Genomic DNA, 20046 nt, shown 5'->3' on the forward strand with positions numbered 1-20046 from the left:
CTGCCGCTGCTCCCGGGGCAGCGGTAACCTCGGAGGAGGAGGTACCGCCATGGCAGCCGAACTCCAAACCGATGTGCTGATTGTCGGGGCAGGTCCCACCGGGCTGATGCTCGCCAACTGGCTGGCGAAGCTGGGCGTCGACCACATCATCGCGGACGGCAAGTCGGGCCCCACGAGGGAATCCCGGGCCCTCGGGGTGCAGGCGCGCAGCATGGAAATCTACGACCAGCTGGGCGTCGCCGACACCGTGATGGCCGAAGGCGTCCTCGCCGAAGCGGTGGTCATCGGGTTCGGCACGAAGCCGCGCGGCAGGGTCCCGCTGGGCCGGATGGGCCGCGGGATCACACCCTTCCCGGGCATCATGTTCTACGAACAAAGCAAGAACGAGGAGCTGCTGCTCAAGAACCTGCACGCACTCGGCGGCGAGGTGCTGTGGGAGTGCCGCGTTGCCGCCCTGGACGTCGCGGGCGGCAGCCACCCGGACCACCCCGTCACGGCGCAGCTGACCGGCCCCGCGGGCAAGGCGACGGTCCGCGCCCGCTACTGCGTGGGAACGGACGGCGCCTCGTCGACCGTGCGGACCAGCCGCGGCATCGGGTTTGAGGGCTCCACCAGTCCGCACACCTTCTTTGTCAACGACGCCACCGAGGTCCGGGGCCTCTTCGGCGACGTGGTCAATATCCGCGCGGGCGTGGACGAGTTCCTGCTGGCCTTTCCCATGAGCGGGCCGGACCACCTCCGGCTGATCGGCGTGGTCCGTGATCCCGAAGGCGGCTTCCAGGGGCGGGACAACGACAGCGGGGCGGACGTCTCCGAGGAGTCCCTCCGGGAGCGCCTGGTTCAGAAGTTCGGCGTCCGCTACGGCGCCTCGAACTGGTTCTCCACCTACCGCGTGCACCACCGGATCGCCGCCCGGTTCCGCGACGGGCCGGTCTTCCTCGCCGGGGATGCGGCCCACGTCCATTCCCCCGTCGGTGCCCAGGGCATGAACACCGGGCTGCAGGACGCCCACAACCTGGCCTTTAAGTTCGCCGATGTCCTCGCCGGCCGGGCCGCGGACTCCTACCTGGACCGATACGAGGCCGAACGGCGGCCGGTGGCGGTGCGGCTGCTGCAAAGCACGGACCGGGTGTTCGCCTTCATCACGTCGACGGCGCCGTGGGCGCTCGCCGCCCGGAGGTCGGTGCTGCCGTTCCTCATTCCCGTGGCGGCGCGGGTGGTGCCGCGGTCCTCCGGTGCCTCCCGAGTGTTCGGTTATCTATCGCAGACCCGGATCCATTACTGGATGGCCCCGGGCGCCAGGGAAGCGGCCCGCGGTCGGCGGGGCCGCGTCGTGGGACGGCGGCTGCCGTACACCGGCAGCAACTTAGACGTCCTGCGCAGCCTTCAGTGGCAGGTGCACTCGTACGGCGACCCGGGCGCCGTCGTCGTCAATCATGTGGAGGCAGCGCTGGGGCTGCCGATGCACGTGCTGCCGCGCAACGGGAACAAGAAGCTCGATCCGGACCAGCTGTATCTGGTGCGCCCCGACGGGTTCGTGGCGGCGCAGTCCCTGCCCAGCCATGCCGTGGCCACGTTTACCCAGGCGCTGCGGCGGGGACGCCGTTCCGCCAAGGTGTAAGCCAACGCCTGCTCCGCGCCCATCCGGGGCCGGACACGTTCGGAAGGAAAGCCGATGGTGCTGTATCTCTCGAAGTTCAGCTACACCCCGGAGACCTGGGCCAGGATGATCAACAACCCGGAGGACCGGGGGAAGGCGGCCAAGGCCTACATCGAATCCGTTGGCGGGAAATTGCACGGCTTCTGGTACGCCTTCGGCGCGCACGACGGCTACAGCGTGTGGGAGGCCCCGAATAACGTCTCCATGGCCGCCGTCGCCTTGGCCATCAGCGGAGGCGGTGCGCTGAGCTCCTTCGAAACAACCGTGCTGATGACCATCGACGAGACCATCGACGCCCTGCGCATGGCCGGCGAAGTCCGTTACCGGGCTCCCGGCGTCACGGGGTCCGGCTGACGACCACACCCTTGGGCACCACCATCATGGGGCAGAGGCCGTGGTGCAGCACCGCCTGGCTGACCGAGCCCAGCAACAGGCCCGGAAATCCGCCATGGCCGCGCGTCCCCAAGACCATCAGCTGGGCCGTGCGGGTGGCGTGGACCAGGACTTCGGCAGGTTTGGACAGATAGAAGTTCCAGCTCGCATCCAGGTCCGGGTAGCTGCCGCGGACCTCCCGCAGCGGGCCGTCCAGCTCCGCGGCGACCTCCTCGCGGAACCGGTGGGCACCCTCGGCGTGGTCCAGCCAGACCGAATCGCGGTAGAAGGGCGCCCGGGACGAAAGCATCCGCAGCGGGACGGCACGGCGGCTGGCTATCTCGGCCGCCGCCCACAGGGCGGGATTCGCACTGCCCGACTGGTCGACGCCGACCACCACCTGCCCCGCGTAGCTGAACTTTTCGGAGGCATCCGGCGGATGCAGCCCCCGGTCCGACCCCTCCCGCGGCGACGGCAGCAGCCAGGGCACCGGTCCGCCGGGCAGTTGGGCGGCGGCATCCGGGGAGAGTTCGGCGGCCGTCGCGCCCGGTTTCCAGCGCTGCGGCACTACCACCGTGGGGCAGGCGGCGTGGGCCGCCAGGCCCGAGGAGACACTGCCCAGCAGCCGTCCCGCAAAGCCGCCGCGGCCGCGCTTGCCCACCACGGCCAGTCCGGCGGAAGCAGATTCGTCCACCAGCACTTCGCTCGGGTCCCCGGCCACCACGTGCCCTTCGGCCTGAAGCCCCAACGCTCCGGCGCGGTCAAGCGCCGCCTGGAGCACCCCTTCGCCGCCGCGCCGGGCGGTGGCCAGATACTGGTGGTCCACCTGCGGATCGTCCACGCCCGCGGTTGAAACGACGGTGACCAGCCGCACCGGCCATCCGCGGGACTGGGCCTCGAACAACCCCCAGTCCAGCGCCCGGGCGCTGGTTTCCGAGCCGTCGAATCCCACCAGGACGACCTCTTCCATGCCTTCCACCCTAGGGGACGGCCGCGCGGCTGAGTAGGGGCAGCGGGCTCCGACGGCGGACGGCGCGTCACGAAACCATTGCCGTCGGCTGAACACAGGTTTAGACTGCTGAACATGCGTTCAGCAGCGCCGCCGCAGGCTGCCGCACCTAGTGATCTCACCGCCCGTGCCCGGGTCCGGGACACCGCGGTCGTACTGTTCGGCAGCCGGGGTTTCCGGGTGGGTGTCCGCGCCATTGCGGACGCGGCAGGGGTCAGCCCGGCGCTGATCCTGCACCATTTCGGTTCCAAGGACGGTCTGCGGACGGCCTGCGACGAGTACGTGTTGGCCAAAATCGGCGCGTACAAGCAACAGGCAGTCCACTCCGGCTCGCCGACGGAACTGCTGGCGGCCATGGCGGAGCTGGAGGAAACGGCGCCGCTGGTCGGCTACGCCTTGCGGAGCCTGCAGTCCGGCGGCGAGCTGGCCGAGTCCTTCATCGAGCACTTCGCCGCCGACGCCGAGGCCTGGCTGGCCGAAGGCGTCGCCGCCGGCACCATCCACCCGTCCGTCGACGAGAAGGCGCGCGCCCGCTATCTGACCATCCAGGGATTCGGTGCCATGCTGCTGGACCTGACGCTTCACCCGCCGGAGGATCCCACCGATTTTTCCGCCATCATGCGCGGCTACCTGGACCGGCACGGCCTGGCCAACGTGGAACTCTACACGCAGGGCCTGATGACCACCCGCGACCTGCTCGACGCCTACCTGATGTATGTGACGGACCCGCCCGGTTCCTGACCCGCCGCGTCTCTGTCCCGTCCGCGCCCCGCGCACCCTTGTTCCTTCCATATTCCGCCCCGAAGCAGGTGGTTTCCATGTCTGAAGTAATCGACCTGAACCAAGTGGACAAGGCCTTCGGCTCCGTCCGCGCCCTGGACCGGCTCAACCTGGTGCTGGAACCCGGCGAGGTCCACGGCTTCCTCGGCCCCAACGGCGCCGGCAAGTCCACCACCATCCGCATCATTCTCGGCCTGTTGAAGGCCGACGCCGGAACCGTGCGGCTCTTCGGCGAGGACCCGTGGTCGCGCGCGGTGCCCCTGCACCGTCGGCTGGCCTACGTTCCAGGTGACGTCAGCCTCTGGCCCAAGCTCACCGGCGGGGAGGCGATCGACCTTTTTGCCAGCCTCCGCGGCGGGATCGACCGCAGGCTCAAGGCCGAACTGTTGGAACGCTTCCAGCTGGATCCCACCAAGAAGACACGCTCCTATTCCAAGGGCAACCGGCAGAAGGTCGCGCTCGTCGCCGCCTTGGCCAGCGACGTCGAGCTTCTGGTGTTGGACGAGCCGACGTCCGGACTGGACCCGCTGATGGAACTGGAATTCCAGCAGTGCATCCGCGAGTCGAGGCAGGCCGGCAAGACGGTGCTGCTCTCCAGCCACATCCTGGCCGAGGTGGAAGCCTTGTGCGATAAGGTCACCATCATCCGGGCCGGCCGCGCTGTCCAAACCGGTTCGCTCGCGGAACTGAGGCACCTGCGGCGCACCGCCGTCGTCGTGGTGGCCGACGGCGATGCCACCGCGGTGGGCAGCCTGACCGGCGTGCACGACCTCCGGCGCGACAACGGGCGCGTGCACTTCACCGTTGACGAAGCCGCACTGCCGGCCGCGTTGTCGGCCCTGCTCCCGCTGGGTGTCCGCAGCCTGACCAGCACGCCTCCGACGCTGGAGGAACTGTTCGTTCACCAGTACGGCCCCGATGGGCGGGCCGCGGCCGAAAGCGGCAGGTCATGAGCACCGCTACCGCGGCGCCGGGGATCTCCCGTGCGCGCAGCCCACGGAATCAGGCGCTGGCCGGGACCGGCCGGCTTCTCCGCCTGGCGCTGCGGGTGGACCGGGTGCGGATCCCGGTCTGGGCGCTGGCCATCGGCGGGTTCATCAGCTACTTCGCGCTGGTGCTGCCCCAGGTGTACGGCGACCAGGCGGCATGGCAGAGCCGGGCGGCGATCATGCAGGACCCGTCCGGCGCCCTGCTGGCCGGCCCGGGGTACGGCCTGGAGAACTACGGCCTGGGCCCGATGCTGGCCAACGAAGTGCTGGGGATGCTGGCGGTGGCCACCGCGTTGATGTCCATCTTCTCGGTAGTCCGGCACACCCGGGCCAACGAAGAAGCCGGACGTGCCGAGCTCATCCTGGCCGGGCCGGTGGGACGACGCGCACCGCTGACCGCCGCGCTGGCGGTCATGCTGCTCACCAACCTGGCGGTGGCAGCGGCCCTGTTCGCGGCACTGGTGGCCAACGGTCTCGCGGCACTCGATTCCCTGGCGATGGCGGCCGGAGCGGCGTTGGTCGGGGTCGTCTTCGGCGCGGTGGCGGCGCTGACCGCGCAGCTGAGCGAACATGCGCGGACGGCCAGCGGCATGGCCGGGGCGCTGCTGGGGCTGGCGTACATCCTCCGCGGCATCGGCGACGCCCAGGCGCTGGGCGGCACCGCGTTGTCGTGGCTCTCCCCCATCGGTTGTGTCCAGCAGGCGCGGGCCTATGTCGAGCTGCGCTGGTGGCCCTTGCTGCTGTGCCTGGCGCTCGCGGCGCTGCTGGTGCCGGCGGCGTATCTGCTGCAGGGCCGGCGCGACCTGGCCGCTGGGCTGGTGCCCGCACGCCGGGGCCGCGCCAATGCCACGCCGCTGCTGGTGCGGCTGCCGGGGCTGTTCCTTCGGTTGGAGCGCGGCAGCATCGTCAGCTGGTCGCTCGGCCTGTTCGTCTTCGCCGTGCTGACCGGGTCTCTGGCCCAGGCGGTGGTGGACAGCTACGAGTCACAGCCGCAGCTGGCCGCGGTGCTGGGCCTGGACGACAGCTCCGACTTCCTCCGGACGGCCCTGGCCGCGTTCCTGAAGTATTTCGCCATGGCCGTGGCCGTGTTCGCCGTGGTCTCCATGGGCAGGCTCGGCAAGGAAGAAGCCGACGGCCGAACCGGGGCCGTGCTCGCCGCCTCGGTGGGGCGGGCGCACTGGGTCCTGAGCGCGCTGCTGGTCACCGCGCTGGCCTCGGCGCTGATGCTCGTTGTCTCCGGGTTGGGCCTGGCCCTGGGTGCGCTCTCGGTGGTTGGCGACGGTTCGGTGATCGCGGAATTCGCTCCCGCCGGGCTGGCCTTCCTGCCCTTGATCCTCTGTTTCGCCGGGGCCGGCGCCCTAGCCTACGGGCTGCACGGCGGTACCTGGTGGGTCTGGATCCTGCTGATCGCTGCACTGCTGGCGGGCATGTACGGGCCGGTGCTCAACCTGCCGGAGGCGGTGCTGGACGCCGAGCCATTCGGACTGGTCCCGCGGGTTCCGGCCGCGGACGTGGACGTGCTGCCGCTGGCCTGGATGTCGGCGGTCGCCCTGCTGCTCACCGTCGGCGGGACGCTGGCCTTCCGGCGCCGTGACCTGGAGGCCTGACAGCCCGCGAAGCAGCGGCCCCCGGGCCGGTGTAGCGCCGCGACGGCCGCAAGCCGGTGTCGCTGCGGGGGCCGAAAGCCGGTGCGGCTACGCCCTGCCGTCCTGGTAGACGTCCGGAATGCCGTCGTTGTCGGCGTCGACATGTTCTTCGGCCTCGATGCGCCGGTAGTGCCGGTTGCGGGCACGCAGCACCACCGATGCCAGCAGCGCGGCCAGCAAGGACGCCGCGAGGATGGCCACCTTGGCGTGATCATTGGCCGGCGTGCCAAGCCCGAAGCTCAGCTCGGCCACCAGCAGGGAGACGGTGAAGCCGATGCCGGCCAGCATGGCGATGCCCAACAGGTCGACCCAATTCATCGACGTGTCCAGCTCCGCCCGGGTCAGCTTGGTCATCAGCCACGTGGTGCCGAGGATGCCGATCGGCTTGCCGAGCACCAGGCCCGCGATGACGCCGACCGCCACCGGATCGCCGAGGGCGGAGGTAAATCCATCAACCCCGCCCACGGCGACACCCGCGGAGAAGAACGCGAAGACCGGGACCGCGAAGCCGGCGGAAACGGGCCGGAGCCGGTGTTCGAAGATTTCGGCGAGCCCCGGACCCGCTTCCGGTCCGCCGCTGGCCTTGCTGCGCAGTACCGGGACGGTGAAACCGAGCACCACGCCGGCGATGGTGGCGTGGATGCCGGAGGCATGGACCAGGGCCCAGGCCACGATGCCGACGGGCAGCAGGACCGCCCACAACGCCGCGTGATGCTTCCCGAAGAAGCTGCGGAACTTCTGGGCGAGGAAGGCGTAGAGCGCGATGGGGACCAGGGCCAGCAGCAGGGCCGGGACGTGAATTTCACTGGTGTAGACGAACGCAATGATGGCGATGGCGATGAGGTCGTCCACCACGGCCAGCGTCAGCAGGAAAATCCGCAGCGCGCTGGGCAAATGCGAGCCGATGACGGCCAGGACCGCTACCGCGAAGGCAATGTCCGTCGCCGTCGGGATGGCCCAGCCGCGGATGGTTTCCGGACTGCCCCAGTTGATGGCTGCGTAGATGACGGCGGGAACCACCACTCCGCCAACGGCGGCCGCGACCGGCACCATGGCCTTCCGGGGGCTGCTGAGGTCCCCCGCGACGAACTCACGTTTGAGCTCCAGCCCCACCAGGAAGAAGAACACCGCTAACAGCCCGTCGGCGGCCCACGCCCCCAGGCTCAGCTCCAGGTGCCAGGGCTCGTAGCCGACGGTGAAGTCGCGCAGGGCGAAGTAGCTGTCTGCCGCGGGCGAGTTGGCCCAGATCAGGGCGACGACGGCGGCGGCCACCAGCAGGGCCCCGCCGACGGTTTCCCTCCGCAGGATTTCGCCGATTCGCAGCGCTTCGGCATAACTTCCGCGTCCCAAAACCTTGGTCTTGGCGGATGATTGGGGGGTCTTGGCGGCCATGGCGGGTCCTCAAAGGGTCGACAACAGAACTGCCGACCAGACTTCCCGGCGCACCGGGGTCCACCCTACCCGGGCACGCGGCGAGCGCCAAAGCCGGGCGCCGAGCACCACGGCCGGCCCGGCTAGCCCCCCGCCAACACCATGGCCAGCAGCCCGACGACGGCGGAGAGCACGCCGACGGCGGTGAAGATCTTGCCCAGCAGCAAGACGATCCGGCCCGGCCGCTCCGGCTCCGAGACCTGCCAGCGGTCCGGCCGCCGCGCGTCGTAGAAGACCAGCACGTCCGACCCGGCGGCTACATCGGAGCCCGTTCCGGTCGGGAAGACGCCCTCCAGGAATCCATGCCGGGTGTCGAACCAGCGCACACCGCGGCGTCGGCCGTCGTCGAACGCGACGCCGTCGGCGCGGTGCCACCGGGTTCCGGCCAGGCGGAGCACAGCGGCCACGAAGAGCAACAGCAGTCCCGGGACCAGGGCAGCCCACGTCAGCACTTCGGACACCAGTCCGATCGACGCGGCAAGATCCGGCATGCTCAGATCGTATGACACCTTGGGCATGCGGCGGAGAAAATGCTGCTGAACGTTGCACTGCTGTGAGCCCCTACGTCCCGCCTGGCAAATGTGTTGGACGCGGACCGTCGTCGTTCCGGGGATCATCATGCCGACTGCCGGGTTTCGGGGCGGCACCGGGGTAATTTTTCGCCGGTTGGGCACGTCCTGGCGCAGCGGGAGGGCCAAACTGCATGTACCGTCAAAGGAGTGGCCTGCCGCGGTCGATCCGCTGCGGGCTTATCCTGTGGCGGCAGCGTCTGTAACGCCCGCCCGCCCACGCCTACCATGGTGACTGCAGCCCCTTTTCGGGTTGGCGCCACCATGTTTCCGGAGGTTTTTTGTGACCAGCATGCCTGCAGTGCAGGACGCGTTCTACGCCGAGCCCGAACCCGACCGCGCGCCCGAGTCGACGGTCGAGATCGCCTCGCCCGCCGCCGTCGTACGCCTCACGGAGCGCCCCGACGTGGTCATGGTCAAGGGCGGTTACGCACTGGTCAACACCACCCTGACGCCGCACCAGGCGATGGTGGAGGACCTGCTGTTTGTCCGCAGGGCGCTGGACGAGGCGCAGATTCCCTACCTGCTGGTGCGCGGCAACGATGCCCGCCCGGTGGTGGCGGTGAACTGGGAGAAGCGCGACGAGCTGCGCGCGGCGCTGGTGGCCGCCTGCGCCGATGAGCCGTTCTACTCGCTGACCGTGGACGCGAACAAGAAAACCGCGCGGCTGGTGGCCGACGGCGAGCTCGCCGAGGGCGACCGGTCGCGCGCCTTCCGGTTGTACCGCCCTCGGATCGAGCCGACCGGCGGGCTGCGGTACGGCCAGGGCACGGGTGTGCAGGTGGAGCTGTGGCGCTGGGAGAACGACCTGATCCACCTGCCGATTGAAAACTCGCTGACGCGCCGCACGCTGCCGGCCGCGGAGGCGGTGCGCGGCGAAGTTGAACGCTACGGGCACCGCTGGCCCACCATCGAGAACATGTTCGCCGACCACGCCACGGACATCGACTTCGACATCGACATCGTCTTCTCCTGGGTGGACGGGAACAATCCGGAGTACCGCCGCTACCGGAACAGTTTCATGGAGCACGCCGTGGTGGGCGAGGGCGACGACGCCGAGGCCCGCTTCCGCCAGATTGACGAACTGCGGTACGCGCTGCGTTCGGTTTACATGTTCGCGCCCTGGATCCGGCGCATCTTCATTTGCACGGATTCGCCGCTGCCGGCGTGGCTGGACGCGGAGCACCCGGACATCCGCGTGGTGCGCAGCGAGCAGCATTTCCGCGACCCGTCCGTGCTGCCGGTGTTCAACTCGCAGGCGATCGAGGCGCAGCTGCAGCACATCGACGGCCTGGGCGAGCACTTCCTGTACTCGAATGACGACATGTTCTTCGGCCGGCCGGTGGGGCCGGACATGTTCTTCTCCCCCGGCGGCATCACCAAGTTCGTGGAGGCGGACACCCGGATCGGGCTCGGCGACAACCACCTGGACCGGTCCGGTTTCGAGAATGCCGCCCGGGTGAACCGCAGGCTGCTGCACGACCGTTTCGGCAGGATCACCACCCGGCACCTGGAGCACTGCGCGGCGCCGCTGCGCAAATCCGTGCTGCTGGAGATGGAGGAAGAGTTCGCCGAGGAGTTCAAGACGACGGCGGCGAGCCGCTTCCGGGCCAAGGACAACATCTCGGTGACCAACTCGCTCTACCACTACTACGCGCTGCTGACCGGCCGCGCGGTGACCAATCCCGGCGCCAAGGTCAAGTACGTGGACACCACCATGTATGCGGGCCTGAAGCAGCTGGAAAAGCTGCTGCAGAAGCGAAACAGGGACTTCTTCTGCCTTAACGACGGCAGCTTCCCGGAGGTCCCGGCCGAGGAACGCCAGCGCGTGGTCACGGACTTCCTGGCCCGTTACTTCCCGCTCCGCGCGCCGTGGGAGAAACCGCCGGCGGCGTAGTCTCACCGGGCGGCGGAGTTTCACGGGCGGCGGAGTTTCACCGGCTAACGGAATCTGCCCGGCTAGCGGAGTTTCCCGGCTAGTGGTGTGCCGGCATCCGGCCCGGCCGCACGGCGTCGGGAATGACGACGGCGGCGGCCTCGAGCAGCTGCCGGGTCTGCTCGGCGCTGACCTGGCGGCCCACCGGCAGGCCGCCGCGCGCCGGAACCACCGAATGGACCACGGTGTCCTCGTAGACATGGACCATGTTGTAAGCCTGCGCGGCATCGCGGCCGCGGGTGCTGCCGGCGTCGGCGGCCAGATCCTGGGTGTAGCAGGTGGCGGACGCGACGGACACCGGGATCCCGGCCACGGTGCCCGTAGTGGAATAGTGCAGGTGGCCGGCGATGATCGACTTCACGTCGCTGCCCCGCAGCACCTCGGCCAGTTCGGCCTGGCCGCGCAGTTCCACCAGCACGGACAGGTCCTGCACGCTCGGCAGCGGCGGGTGGTGCATGGCCAGGATGGTCCCGTGCGGTGCGGGTTTGGCCAACTCGTCGGCCAGCCACTGCAGCTGCTCGTCCTCCAGCCGGCCGTAGTGTGCCCCCGGCACGGTTGAATCCAAGGTCACCACGCGCAGTCCGTTGACGTCGTATACCCGGTCCAGCGGCTCGGAGCCGCCGGGTTCGTCCAAGAGCATGGTCTTCAGCCCGGCACGGTCGTCGTGGTTGCCCATCGCCCAGATCACCTGGGCTCCCAGCCGCACGGCTGCCGGTTCCACGATCCGGCGGAGCCTGCCATAGGCCTCCGGTTCGCCTTTGTCGGCCAGATCGCCGGTAAACACCAGGGCTTCGGGGCGGGATCCGGAGTCTTCCAGATCCTCGAAGATCTGCTCCAGCCTGGCTTCGCTGTCCACCGCCCCGTAGAGCCGGCCGTCGCCGCCCACCAGATGGGTGTCGCTGATGTGAAGTAAGAAATGGTTCGGCCGTGGATGCTCGGCCTGACGGAAGTCCATCATCTACCTTCTGTTGTTCGCCGGACGCCTGCTGTCCAGTCCACTACAGACCATCCAAACAGAAAAAAGCTGAACTGGGGATTAATTCGGGCCGGCAGTTACGTATATTGCGGCTAAGTTTTCTCCACGATCCCGAAACGGGCGGCGAACAGCGGGGCGAGCTCGCCGATCTGGGTGGAGGTCATGACCGCTCCGCGCAGGCCTTCCAGCCCGGCCAGTTCCCGGATGTCCAGGCCACGCAGGTCAACGTGCGCCAGCTTCGCCCCGGTCAGGTCGAGCCTGCGGACCCGGCTGTCTTCAAAGGCCACCCGGCGCCCGGTCGCGCCGCCCAGATCGAGTTCGTCCAGGATGCAGCCGGCAAACGCGACGTCCTGAAGTTCCGCTCCGCGCAGGTTCACATACCCAAGCTTGCAGTTGCGGAACTCCACCGATTCCCACTCGGATTCGTAGACTTCGGCCGACCCGAGGCGGGAGCCGTCGATCACCACCCGGCGGAAGCGTGAGCGCGGCGCACTGAAGTCCGGCGCATTCAACCGCTCGAATGTTACGTCCACGAAACCGGCAGAACGCAGGTCCGCCCCGTCTGCGGAAACATCCAAGAATGCGCATTCCGTGAAGGAGGCACCGGCCAGCCGCCGGCCGTCCAGTTCCACACCGGCAAACAGCTTGCCGGCCACGCGGGCCTCGGGAATCAACGCCGCTACCTGCCCGGGTAACAGTTCCCCCACATCCGGGGCGTCGAGGCGCGGCGTGAAGTCGTCGGGTTTAGCCATCTACGGAGCATAGCCACAGTTCCGGACATGAGCCGCCCCGACCCAAAGGCGGTTGGGCACCAATTTGGGGCGGTTCTCCCTGCTGTGCGCGAACAACCCGTGCGCATCCGCCCCGGGACGGTGTTCCATGGGCAGCATGCATCTACTCGTCCTGGGCGGCACGGCCTGGTTGGGACAGGCAATCGCTGCCGCTGCGCTGCGCCGCGGCCACCGGGTCACCTGCCTGGCCCGTGGAACGTCCGGGTCCGCTCCGGCCGGCGCCCGACTGGTGCGCGCGGACCGGGAAGCTCCGGACTGTCTGGACACCGTCGCGGGCCAGCACTGGGACGCCGTGCTCGATGTCTCCCGCCAGCCCGGCCAGGTGCGCCGTGCCGCGGCCGCGCTGGCCGGCACGGCGGAGCACTTTGTTTTCGTGTCTTCCTGCAGCGTCTACGCCGACCACCACACCCCGGGCGCCGACGAAACTTACCCGTTGCTGCCGCCCCTGGCCTCGGACGTGATGACGGCTCCGGACGTCTACGGCGAGGCGAAGGTCGCCTGCGAGCAGGCGGTGCAAAGCGCCTTTGGCCCCGACCGCAGCCTGATCGTCCGCCCGGGCCTCATCGCCGGTCCCGGCGACACCACCGACCGCACCGGCTACTGGCCGCTGCGCTTCGCCCGGCCGGTGGCCGACGACGGCGCCGTCCTGGTCCCCGATGCGCCCGGGTTGGACGCCCAGGTCATCGACGTCCGGGACCTCGCCGACTGGCTCATCGCCGCGGCCGAACAGCGGTTGGCCGGCGAGTTCAACGCGGTGGGCGACGCTTTTCCGTTGGCCGAGCATCTGGAGATGGCGCGCCGGGTCGCGGACCACGCCGGCCCGGTCCTGTCCCTGGGCCAGGAGGAACTGGCAGCGGCCGGCGTCAACCCCTGGGCGGGCGAGCGGTCCTTGCCGCTCTGGCTTCCGCTGCCCGATTTCGCCGGCTTCTCCTCCCGCAGCAACGCGGCCGCCAAGGCAGCCGGTCTGGCTTTGCGTCCGCTGCGGGACACGTTGGCCGACACGCTGGTGTGGGAGCTGGCGGCCGGCGCCGGCCGTCCGCGCAGAGCCGGTTTGGCGCCGGACGACGAGCGCCGGCTGCTGGCCATCGCGCACGCGGGGTCCTGAGGACCCGGCCATGGAGCCCCGCCAGCGGTTCGCTCGTCTCGGCAATGGACTCCGCTTGGCCTATGCCGAGGCCGGCTCCCCCGGCGGCACCCCGGTTCTGCTGGTTCCCGGCTACGGGGACTCCTGGCGGTTTTGGGTCCCGCTCTTGGACCGGTTGCCGGCGTCGCTCCGGCTGATAGCGCTCTGCCCCCGCGGCCACGGCGATTCGGACAAGCCCGCCACGGGCTACCGGCTGCACGATTTCAGCAACGACCTCGGCGATTTCCTGGACGCCCTGGCCATCCCACGGGCCGTGATCGCCGGGCACTCCAGCGGCGGCTATGTCGCGCGGCGTTTCGCCGTCGACCAGCCCGCACGGGTCCCGGCCCTCATGCTCATCGGCTCTCCGCTGAGCCTCTACAAGCGCCGGCCGCCCTTTGCCCCGACCATCGAGGCGTTCCGCGATCCCATCGACCCCGCCGACGTCCGCGCCTTCGTGGAGTCCTTCACTCTGCTGGCTGACCCCGGCGAGGCCGTCCGACAGGCGGTGCTGGCGGACGCGCTCAAGATCCCCGCCCGCGTCTGGCAGCAAACGCTGGCCGGGCTCGCCGAGGCGACTCCCCCGCCACCGGAGGCCGTCAGTGCCCCGACCCTCGTGGTGTGGGGCGACGACGACGACCTGCTCGCCCCTGCCGAGCAGAACGTGCTGGCCGATACCATCCCTTCCGCCCGGCGCAACCACTACCCCCGGGCCGGGCACACGGTCCTCTGGGACGCCCCCGACCGTGTCGCCGCGGACTTGCTGACCCTCGTCACGGACAGCGGGAAAAATCCTTGAGGCACCCGGGACACAGTTGTAGCGTGGCAGGCAGCAGGCCTACCGCACCGCTGCCCAAGGAGGCATGCCGTGACCATTCCACCGCCGCCGGAGCCGGCACACGATCCGAACGAGCCGGGACCCAGGCACCCGTTCCCGCCGGAGCCGAATCCGGATCCCTTCGCGCCGCCCACGCCCGAACGGCCCGAGCCCAGTCCGGATCCCAATGCGCCGCCCACGCCCGAACGGCCCGGGCCGCCCCCGGACCCGGGGCCACAGCCGCTTCCGCCGCAACCGCAGCCCGGCCCCTTCCCCGATCCGGGGCCGATCCTGCCGCCGAGAAGGCCCTGACCTTCTGCCGGTACGCGTCGGCATCGCCCCGCAACACGGCCGGTTTGCGCATCCGGCCCCCATAGAATGAACGCGTGACCGCTACCCTTTCGCACGCATGAGTTCGCGCCTGCACAGCCTCGTCATCGAGACGCTTGGCAAGCGCATCGTCTCCGGCGAGCTGGCGGCCGGCTCCACCGCGCATGCCGAGCAGTTCGAGGCCGAGCTCGGCGTCTCCCGTTCCGTGCTGCGCGAGGCCGTGCGCGTGCTGCAGTCGCTGGGGCTGGTCGAGTCCGTCAAGCGCATCGGCATCCGCGTACTGCCGCCGGAGCAGTGGAACAAGTTCGACCCCTCGGTGATCCGCTGGCGCCTGGCCGGAGACGGCAAGGGCGTGCAGTTGCGCTCGCTGACCGAGCTGCGCTCCGCCGTCGAACCGGCCGCCGCCGAGCTGGCCGCGCAGCATTCGCCGCAGGAGACAGCGGCGGAGCTCATGGCCGTCGCGGCAAAAATGCGGGCGGTGGGACGGGCCGGCGACCTGCAGCAGTTTCTGGAGCTGGACATCCACTACCACACGCTGGTGCTGGCGGCCTCCGGCAACGAGATGTTTGCGCAGATGCACTCGATGATCGCCGAAGTGCTGCGCGGCCGCACCGATTACGGGCTGATGCCCGCGCACCCGCACGAAGAAGCACTGCAATTGCACGTCGACGTCGCGGACGCCATCCAGTCCGGCCGCCCGGAAGCGGCACGGGCGGCCATGGACCAGATTATGCGGCGAACCGTGGAGGAAGTGCGCAGCGTCTGGGAGTCCGAGCCCCGGCTGTTCGAAGCCCCCGGCGCCTAGGCCTGCCTTTCCCGGATCAACTATTCAGCAGGCGCCCTTCCCGTGTGCGAGAAGGGCGGCTGCTGAATAGTAGATTCCGGACGCGGACCGACCGCCCGGCGGCTACTCCGCGTCGCTGAACCGCAACAGCACCTTCCCGCTCTGCGACGAGTCCCGCGCCATGTCGAACGCCTCCAGGGCGTCGGCCGCGGCGTATTCGTGCGTCGTCACCGGGTCCGCGTAGAGGGAGCCGTCGGCCAGCGCCGCAATCACGTCATCGATCTCGTCGTTGAAGCGGAAGGAACCCACCAGTTCCAACTCCCGGGTGATGGCCAGCGAGATCAGCGCCGGCTGCTCGCCCGAGGGCAGCAGTCCGACCATCACCACGCGGCCGCCGCGGGCCGCACCGCGCACGGCCGACGCCAGACCGTGATGGTTGCCGGACGACTCCAGGCAGATGTCTGCCTCGACCCCGGCGATCGCCTCGGCATCGGTCGCCAGCAGCGTGCGGCCGGCACCCACTTCCCGGGCGATGTCCAGCGGCTTCTCGTGCATGTCGACGGCGACGATCTCGCCCGCGCCGGCCCGCTTCAGCACCGCGATGATCAGGGCGCCGATCGGGCCGCAGCCGATGACCAGCACCCGCTTGCCGGCCACGTCTCCGGCCCGCGCGACGGCATGCCAGGCCACGCTGGCCGGCTCCACCAGGGCAGCCCGCCGCAACGGCAGCTTGGCGGGCAGTTCCCGCAGCATCCGCGTCGGCAGGTTCACGTAGCGGGCGAACGCGCCTTCGGTGTGCGGAAAACGTGCGGCGCTGCCCAGGTACGTGCAGCCCGGCGATAGGTTCGGGCGGTCCTCCGGGTACCTGGATCCGTCACCCGGCCCCGGCGTCGCCGGATGCACGGCGACGGCGGTGCCGGCGGCCGGTCCGCTGCCATCGGCCGCCGCCGCCGCCACGGTACCCACCACTTCGTGGCCCAGCAGCATCGGCGCCTTCAGGATGGATTCGCCGGCGGCGCCGTGCTGCCAGTAGTGCAGGTCGGACCCGCAAATGCCGCCGTAGGCAATCTCGACCACGGCTTCGTCGGGCCCGGCCGGCGCCAGCGCGACCGGTTCGACGCGCAGATCACCGGCCGCGTGGGCCACGACGCCGAGGGACTGTGTTGGGAGGGAAGTCATGGAAACTGCCTTTCGCTGGTTCTGCAAAACTACGACGGCGGCGCACCGCCTTGGGTGCCCGCGCCCGCCGGCCCCGGGAACTCAGGCCCGGGCACGGACTTCGCTGAGGCCTTGGCGCGAACGGGTCGGCCGGATCAGACGACGGTGGTCATGCCGCCGTCAATAAACACCACCTGGCCGTTCACGAAGTTCGAGGCGTCGGAGGCCAGCCAGATGGCAGGGCCCACGATGTCCTCCACCGTGCCCCAGCGGTGCGCCGGGGTGCGGCCCAGGATCCAGGTGTTGAAGGCCTCGTCGTCCACCAGGTTCTGCGTCATCTCGGTGTGGATGTAGCCCGGCGCGATGGCGTTGATCTGCAGCCCCAGGCTGGCCCACTCGGCGGTCATCGCCCGGGTCAGGTTGCGGATGCCGCCCTTGGAGGCCGTGTAGGGGGCGATGGTCGGACGGGCCAGGTCGGTCTGCACGGACGCGATGTTGATGATCTTCCCGGCGCTGCGTTCGATCATGTGCCGCGCGGCCTCGCGCCCGACCAGGAACGCGCTCGTCAGGTTGGTCCGCAACACGCGCTCCCAGTCGTCGACGTCCAGGTCCAGCATCGGCACCCGGTGCTGGACGCCGGCGTTGTTGACCAGCACCCACAGGGGGCCCACTTCGCGCTCGACCCAGGCAACGCCGTCGGCCGCCGCCTGGGCGTCGGTGACGTCGAAGGCCCGGGCGTGGATCCGGTCTGCGCCGAACTCCGCGGCCAGCTCCGCGCGGGTGCCTTCCAGCCGTTCCTCATCCAGCCCGTTGAGCACCACGACGGCGCCCGCGGCGGCGAGCCCGCGGGCGATCGCCTTGCCGATCCCGCGGCTGGAACCGGTCACCAGCGCCACGCGCGAGGAAATGTCGAACATGTTCACAGTCATTACTCTCCAAATGCGGACGGGACGGCCGCAGCCGCCCCGTCCATGTTGCCCAAGGTTGTACTAGAAAGAGGTGGCGATCAGGTAGATGGCCAGTGCCAGGACAAAGCCGACGACGCCCACCAGCGCCTGGCCCACCGTCCAGGTCTTCAGCGTGGTCTTGGTGTCCATCTGGAAGAACCGGCTGACCAGCCAGAAGCCCGAGTCGTTCACGTGGCCGGCGAACACCGAGCCGGCGGCCAGCGCCAGCACGATGGCGGCCAGTTCCACCGGGTTGAAGTCCGGGTTGCCCATGACGACCGGCTGGACCAGCGCGGCCGCGGTGGTCAGCGCGACCGTCGCGGAGCCCTGGGCCACGCGGACGACGGCGGCAATCACGAAGCCGGCGACGATGATCGGCAGCCCGATCGCGTCCAGCGAGCTGGCGATGGCGTTGCCGATGCCGCTCGAGCGCAGCACGCCGCCGAACATTCCGCCGGCGCCGGTGATCAGGATGATCGAGCAGACCGGGCCCAGGGCACTGTCCACAACGGTTTCGACGAGGCTGTGCTTCTTGCCCTGGCGGTGGCCCAGCAGCCACATGGCCAAAAGCACGGTGATCAGCAGGGCGATCGGGGTTTCACCGAGCGTCCGCAGGACCTGCACCCAGGTGTCCTCCAGCGAGACAACCTCGGCGGTGGCGAGCATGTTCAGGCCGGTGTTGAGGAAGATCAGCAGCAGCGGCAGCAGCAGCAGGAAGAAGATGGTGCCCAGCTTCGGGGCGGAGCGGAATTCGTTCTCCACCGAGCCCTTCGGGGCATCGAGGATGTCCGGCACGGCGATGTTGAACCGGCGGCCCAGGAAGTGGCCGAACAGGTAGCCCACCAGGTACCAGGTCGGGATGGCAATGACGAGGCCGAGGATCAGGACCAGCCCGACGTCGGCGCCCAGCAGGCCGGTGGCGGCCACGGGACCGGGGTGCGGCGGCACGAAGATGTGCATGACGGAGAAGGCGGTGGCTGCGGGGAACGCATAAGTGAGCAGCGATCCCCCGAGGCGTCGTGCCACGGTGAAGATGATCGGCAGCATGACCACGAGGCCCGCGTCGAAGAAGATCGGGAAACCGAACAGCAGCGACGCCACGGAGAGCGCCAGCGGCGCGCGCTTCTCGCCGAACTTGTTGATCAACGCCTTCGTCATGACGTCCGCACCGCCGGAGACCTCCAGCATGCGGCCGAGCATGGCGCCCAGGCCGACCAGCAGGGCCACGCTGGCCAGGGTTCCGCCGAAGCCACCCAACAGCGTCGGCATAATGTCTGCGGCCGGAATGCCGGTGGCCACCGCGGTGAGCACGCTGACAATAATCAGCGACAGGAAAGCGTGCACGCGGAACCGCATGATCAGCACCAGCAGCAGCGCGATGGCTGCTACGGCGACCAGCAGGAGGCCCGCCGTGCCCAACGTCCAGTTGAGCTCGAGTTCGGTCATCATTGTCCTTCGTTGTATCGGACGGTCGCCCGACGGGTTATCGGGTCAACCGTTTCAGTTGTTTGGCTAAGTCGTTTTCCGCCCGCCGGCGCTAGCTTCCCGCCGGGTGGGCCGGGTCCTGCAGGTAGTGCTCCACCAGCACCGCAATCCGCTCGGGGGAATCGGTGACGGAGACCTCAAGGCCCGCCTCGTCGTCGCCGAGCGGTTCCAGCGTCTGGAACTGCGAATCCAGCAGTGTCGGGGGCATGTATTCGTGGTCGCGCCCGCTGATCCGCTCGGCAATCAGTTCCTGGCTGCCGGTGAGGTGAATGAACCGGGTCTGCGGCGCGAAGGAGCGGATGAGGTCGCGGTAGCTGCGCCTCAGCGCCGAGCATGCGACGACGGCGGTGGTTCCCTCGGCCAGTTTCTCTGCCATGACCTTGCCGATGGCGCTCAGCCAGGGGTGGCGGTCGGCGTCCGTCAACGGCTGGCCGGAGGCCATCTTTTCCTTGTTCGCCGCGCTGTGCAGGTCATCGCCGTCGATGAACTCAAGGCCGAGGTGCCGGGCGACCGCGCTGCCCACCGTGGATTTTCCGCATCCTTGGACGCCCATGACCACCAGCGGGGGATATTGCAGGGACATGGGCAGAACTCCTCAGACGCATCATTACATCTGATTTGGTGACCAATCTCTCGTCAATAAATCAGATTTATCCGGATCAAAGTACCACCGGCGGAGAGGCTCCGGCAAAACCGCAACCTTCCGTCGTCGACGGCGTCGATAACGAATCGGCCTTCGCTTGGCCCCGGCCCATACCCCCGGCGGGCATCCCGAGGCTACATTTGTCTTATACGGTGTCCGGCGCGGCACCGGCTGCGGCGCCGCGGAGCCCGAGGAGGTCGGAATGTCTCTATCGGATGACGAACGGCAGCGCCTGGACAGGCTGGGGCAGCAACTGCAGAACGACGACCCGCGCCTGGCCCGCTCCCTGTCGGCCCGCGGCGTGCTGGTCTTCGGCCACGTTGTCGGGGCGGCAACCCTGCTGGCCTTGGCCGGCGCGCTCCTGCTGTTCATCGGCATAGCGGGGAATGCGCTGGTTCTGGCCATGCTGGGCCTCATCTGCCTGGCCGCGGGCGCGATCCGCGGCTGCGCCGATTTCGTGTCCCGCCACCGGCGCGGGTGAGAGCGGCCGCAGCAGACACCTCGGCCGGGAACAATGCGAACCACGTCACTTTCGTTACCTCGCCATGTCACAGGGACGGTGCCCTAACACACCCCTTGATGTACTTTTGCTCAAGCGCG

At 69.2% G+C, this 20046-nt stretch carries 19 protein-coding genes; 10 read left to right on the plus strand and 9 right to left on the minus strand.

What is annotated here, in order from left to right; translation table 11 throughout:
- The first annotated feature begins 49 nt into the window (after positions 1 to 49).
- Positions 50 to 1621 carry an FAD-dependent monooxygenase gene (locus AC5RVV_RS11785; RefSeq protein WP_494001571.1) on the plus strand — a complete coding sequence of 524 codons (1572 nt, stop codon included), beginning with the start codon at positions 50 to 52 and terminating at the stop codon, positions 1619 to 1621.
- Between the two features lie 54 nt (positions 1622 to 1675).
- On the plus strand, positions 1676 to 2014 hold the full coding sequence (locus AC5RVV_RS11790; protein WP_494001572.1) for a GYD domain-containing protein: 339 nt from the start codon (positions 1676 to 1678) through the stop codon (positions 2012 to 2014).
- Here AC5RVV_RS11790 and AC5RVV_RS11795 read toward each other — a convergent pair.
- Positions 1998 to 3002 carry a universal stress protein gene (locus AC5RVV_RS11795; protein WP_494001573.1) on the minus strand — a complete coding sequence of 335 codons (1005 nt, stop codon included), beginning with the start codon at positions 3000 to 3002 and terminating at the stop codon, positions 1998 to 2000. The genes AC5RVV_RS11790 and AC5RVV_RS11795 overlap by 17 nt on opposite strands.
- Before the next feature lie 114 nt (positions 3003 to 3116).
- On the opposite strand from AC5RVV_RS11795, the gene AC5RVV_RS11800 reads away from it, so the two are divergent.
- The 3 genes from AC5RVV_RS11800 to AC5RVV_RS11810 all read left to right on the plus strand — a co-directional run bounded on the left by AC5RVV_RS11800 (position 3117) and on the right by AC5RVV_RS11810 (position 6417).
- Positions 3117 to 3782, plus strand: coding sequence for a TetR/AcrR family transcriptional regulator (locus tag AC5RVV_RS11800; RefSeq protein WP_494001574.1), 666 nt, complete (start codon positions 3117 to 3119; stop codon positions 3780 to 3782).
- A gap of 77 nt (positions 3783 to 3859) precedes the next feature.
- Positions 3860 to 4774: an ABC transporter ATP-binding protein gene (locus tag AC5RVV_RS11805; protein ID WP_494001575.1), complete on the plus strand. Its 915-nt coding sequence runs from the start codon at positions 3860 to 3862 to the stop codon at positions 4772 to 4774.
- A complete protein-coding gene (locus AC5RVV_RS11810) occupies positions 4771 to 6417 on the plus strand; it encodes an ABC transporter permease (protein WP_494001576.1) in 1647 nt (548 codons plus the stop codon). The genes AC5RVV_RS11805 and AC5RVV_RS11810 overlap by 4 nt, the downstream gene beginning before the upstream one ends.
- An 87-nt stretch (positions 6418 to 6504) precedes the next feature.
- Here AC5RVV_RS11810 and nhaA read toward each other — a convergent pair whose 3' ends face one another.
- A complete protein-coding gene (gene nhaA, locus AC5RVV_RS11815) occupies positions 6505 to 7848 on the minus strand; it encodes a Na+/H+ antiporter NhaA (protein WP_494001577.1) in 1344 nt (447 codons plus the stop codon).
- A gap of 122 nt (positions 7849 to 7970) precedes the next feature.
- On the minus strand, positions 7971 to 8378 hold the full coding sequence (locus AC5RVV_RS11820) for a hypothetical protein (RefSeq protein ID WP_494001578.1): 408 nt from the start codon (positions 8376 to 8378) through the stop codon (positions 7971 to 7973).
- 370 nt (positions 8379 to 8748) lie between these two features.
- Between AC5RVV_RS11820 and AC5RVV_RS11825 the strand changes: the two genes are divergently transcribed.
- A complete protein-coding gene (locus tag AC5RVV_RS11825; RefSeq protein ID WP_494001579.1) occupies positions 8749 to 10353 on the plus strand; it encodes a stealth conserved region 3 domain-containing protein in 1605 nt (534 codons plus the stop codon).
- A gap of 79 nt (positions 10354 to 10432) precedes the next feature.
- Here the strand turns inward: AC5RVV_RS11825 and AC5RVV_RS11830 are convergent, their stop codons facing one another.
- A complete protein-coding gene (locus tag AC5RVV_RS11830) occupies positions 10433 to 11347 on the minus strand; it encodes a phosphodiesterase (RefSeq protein WP_494001580.1) in 915 nt (304 codons plus the stop codon).
- Between the two features lie 113 nt (positions 11348 to 11460).
- Positions 11461 to 12120, minus strand: coding sequence for a pentapeptide repeat-containing protein (locus AC5RVV_RS11835; RefSeq protein ID WP_494001581.1), 660 nt, complete (start codon positions 12118 to 12120; stop codon positions 11461 to 11463).
- 136 nt (positions 12121 to 12256) lie between these two features.
- On the opposite strand from AC5RVV_RS11835, the gene AC5RVV_RS11840 reads away from it, so the two are divergent.
- From AC5RVV_RS11840 to AC5RVV_RS11850, 3 genes are all read left to right on the plus strand, one after another.
- Positions 12257 to 13264: an NAD-dependent epimerase/dehydratase family protein gene (locus AC5RVV_RS11840; protein ID WP_494001582.1), complete on the plus strand. Its 1008-nt coding sequence runs from the start codon at positions 12257 to 12259 to the stop codon at positions 13262 to 13264.
- 10 nt (positions 13265 to 13274) lie between these two features.
- Entirely contained in the window at positions 13275 to 14081 is an 807-nt protein-coding gene (locus AC5RVV_RS11845; protein ID WP_494001583.1) for an alpha/beta fold hydrolase, read from the plus strand.
- A 427-nt stretch (positions 14082 to 14508) separates the two neighbouring features.
- Positions 14509 to 15234, plus strand: a complete 726-nt coding sequence (locus AC5RVV_RS11850) for a FadR/GntR family transcriptional regulator (RefSeq protein WP_494001584.1) — start codon at positions 14509 to 14511, stop codon at positions 15232 to 15234.
- 102 nt (positions 15235 to 15336) lie between these two features.
- On the opposite strand, the gene AC5RVV_RS11855 is transcribed toward AC5RVV_RS11850, so the two are convergent.
- The 4 genes from AC5RVV_RS11855 to AC5RVV_RS11870 form a co-directional block, all read right to left on the minus strand.
- Positions 15337 to 16392 carry an L-idonate 5-dehydrogenase gene (locus AC5RVV_RS11855; protein WP_494001585.1) on the minus strand — a complete coding sequence of 352 codons (1056 nt, stop codon included), beginning with the start codon at positions 16390 to 16392 and terminating at the stop codon, positions 15337 to 15339.
- 134 nt (positions 16393 to 16526) lie between these two features.
- A complete protein-coding gene (locus tag AC5RVV_RS11860) occupies positions 16527 to 17300 on the minus strand; it encodes an SDR family NAD(P)-dependent oxidoreductase (RefSeq protein WP_494001586.1) in 774 nt (257 codons plus the stop codon).
- Between the two features lie 60 nt (positions 17301 to 17360).
- Positions 17361 to 18767 (minus strand): GntP family permease, encoded by a 1407-nt coding sequence (locus tag AC5RVV_RS11865; protein WP_494001587.1) that lies wholly within the window; start codon positions 18765 to 18767, stop codon positions 17361 to 17363.
- A gap of 88 nt (positions 18768 to 18855) precedes the next feature.
- Positions 18856 to 19386, minus strand: a complete 531-nt coding sequence (locus AC5RVV_RS11870; protein WP_494001588.1) for a gluconokinase — start codon at positions 19384 to 19386, stop codon at positions 18856 to 18858.
- A gap of 262 nt (positions 19387 to 19648) precedes the next feature.
- Between AC5RVV_RS11870 and AC5RVV_RS11875 the strand changes: the two genes are divergently transcribed.
- On the plus strand, positions 19649 to 19927 hold the full coding sequence (locus AC5RVV_RS11875) for a DUF3040 domain-containing protein (protein ID WP_494001589.1): 279 nt from the start codon (positions 19649 to 19651) through the stop codon (positions 19925 to 19927).
- The last annotated feature ends 119 nt before the right edge of the window (positions 19928 to 20046 follow it).

It is taken from the genome of Arthrobacter sp. MDT2-34-1 (assembly GCF_059091365.1).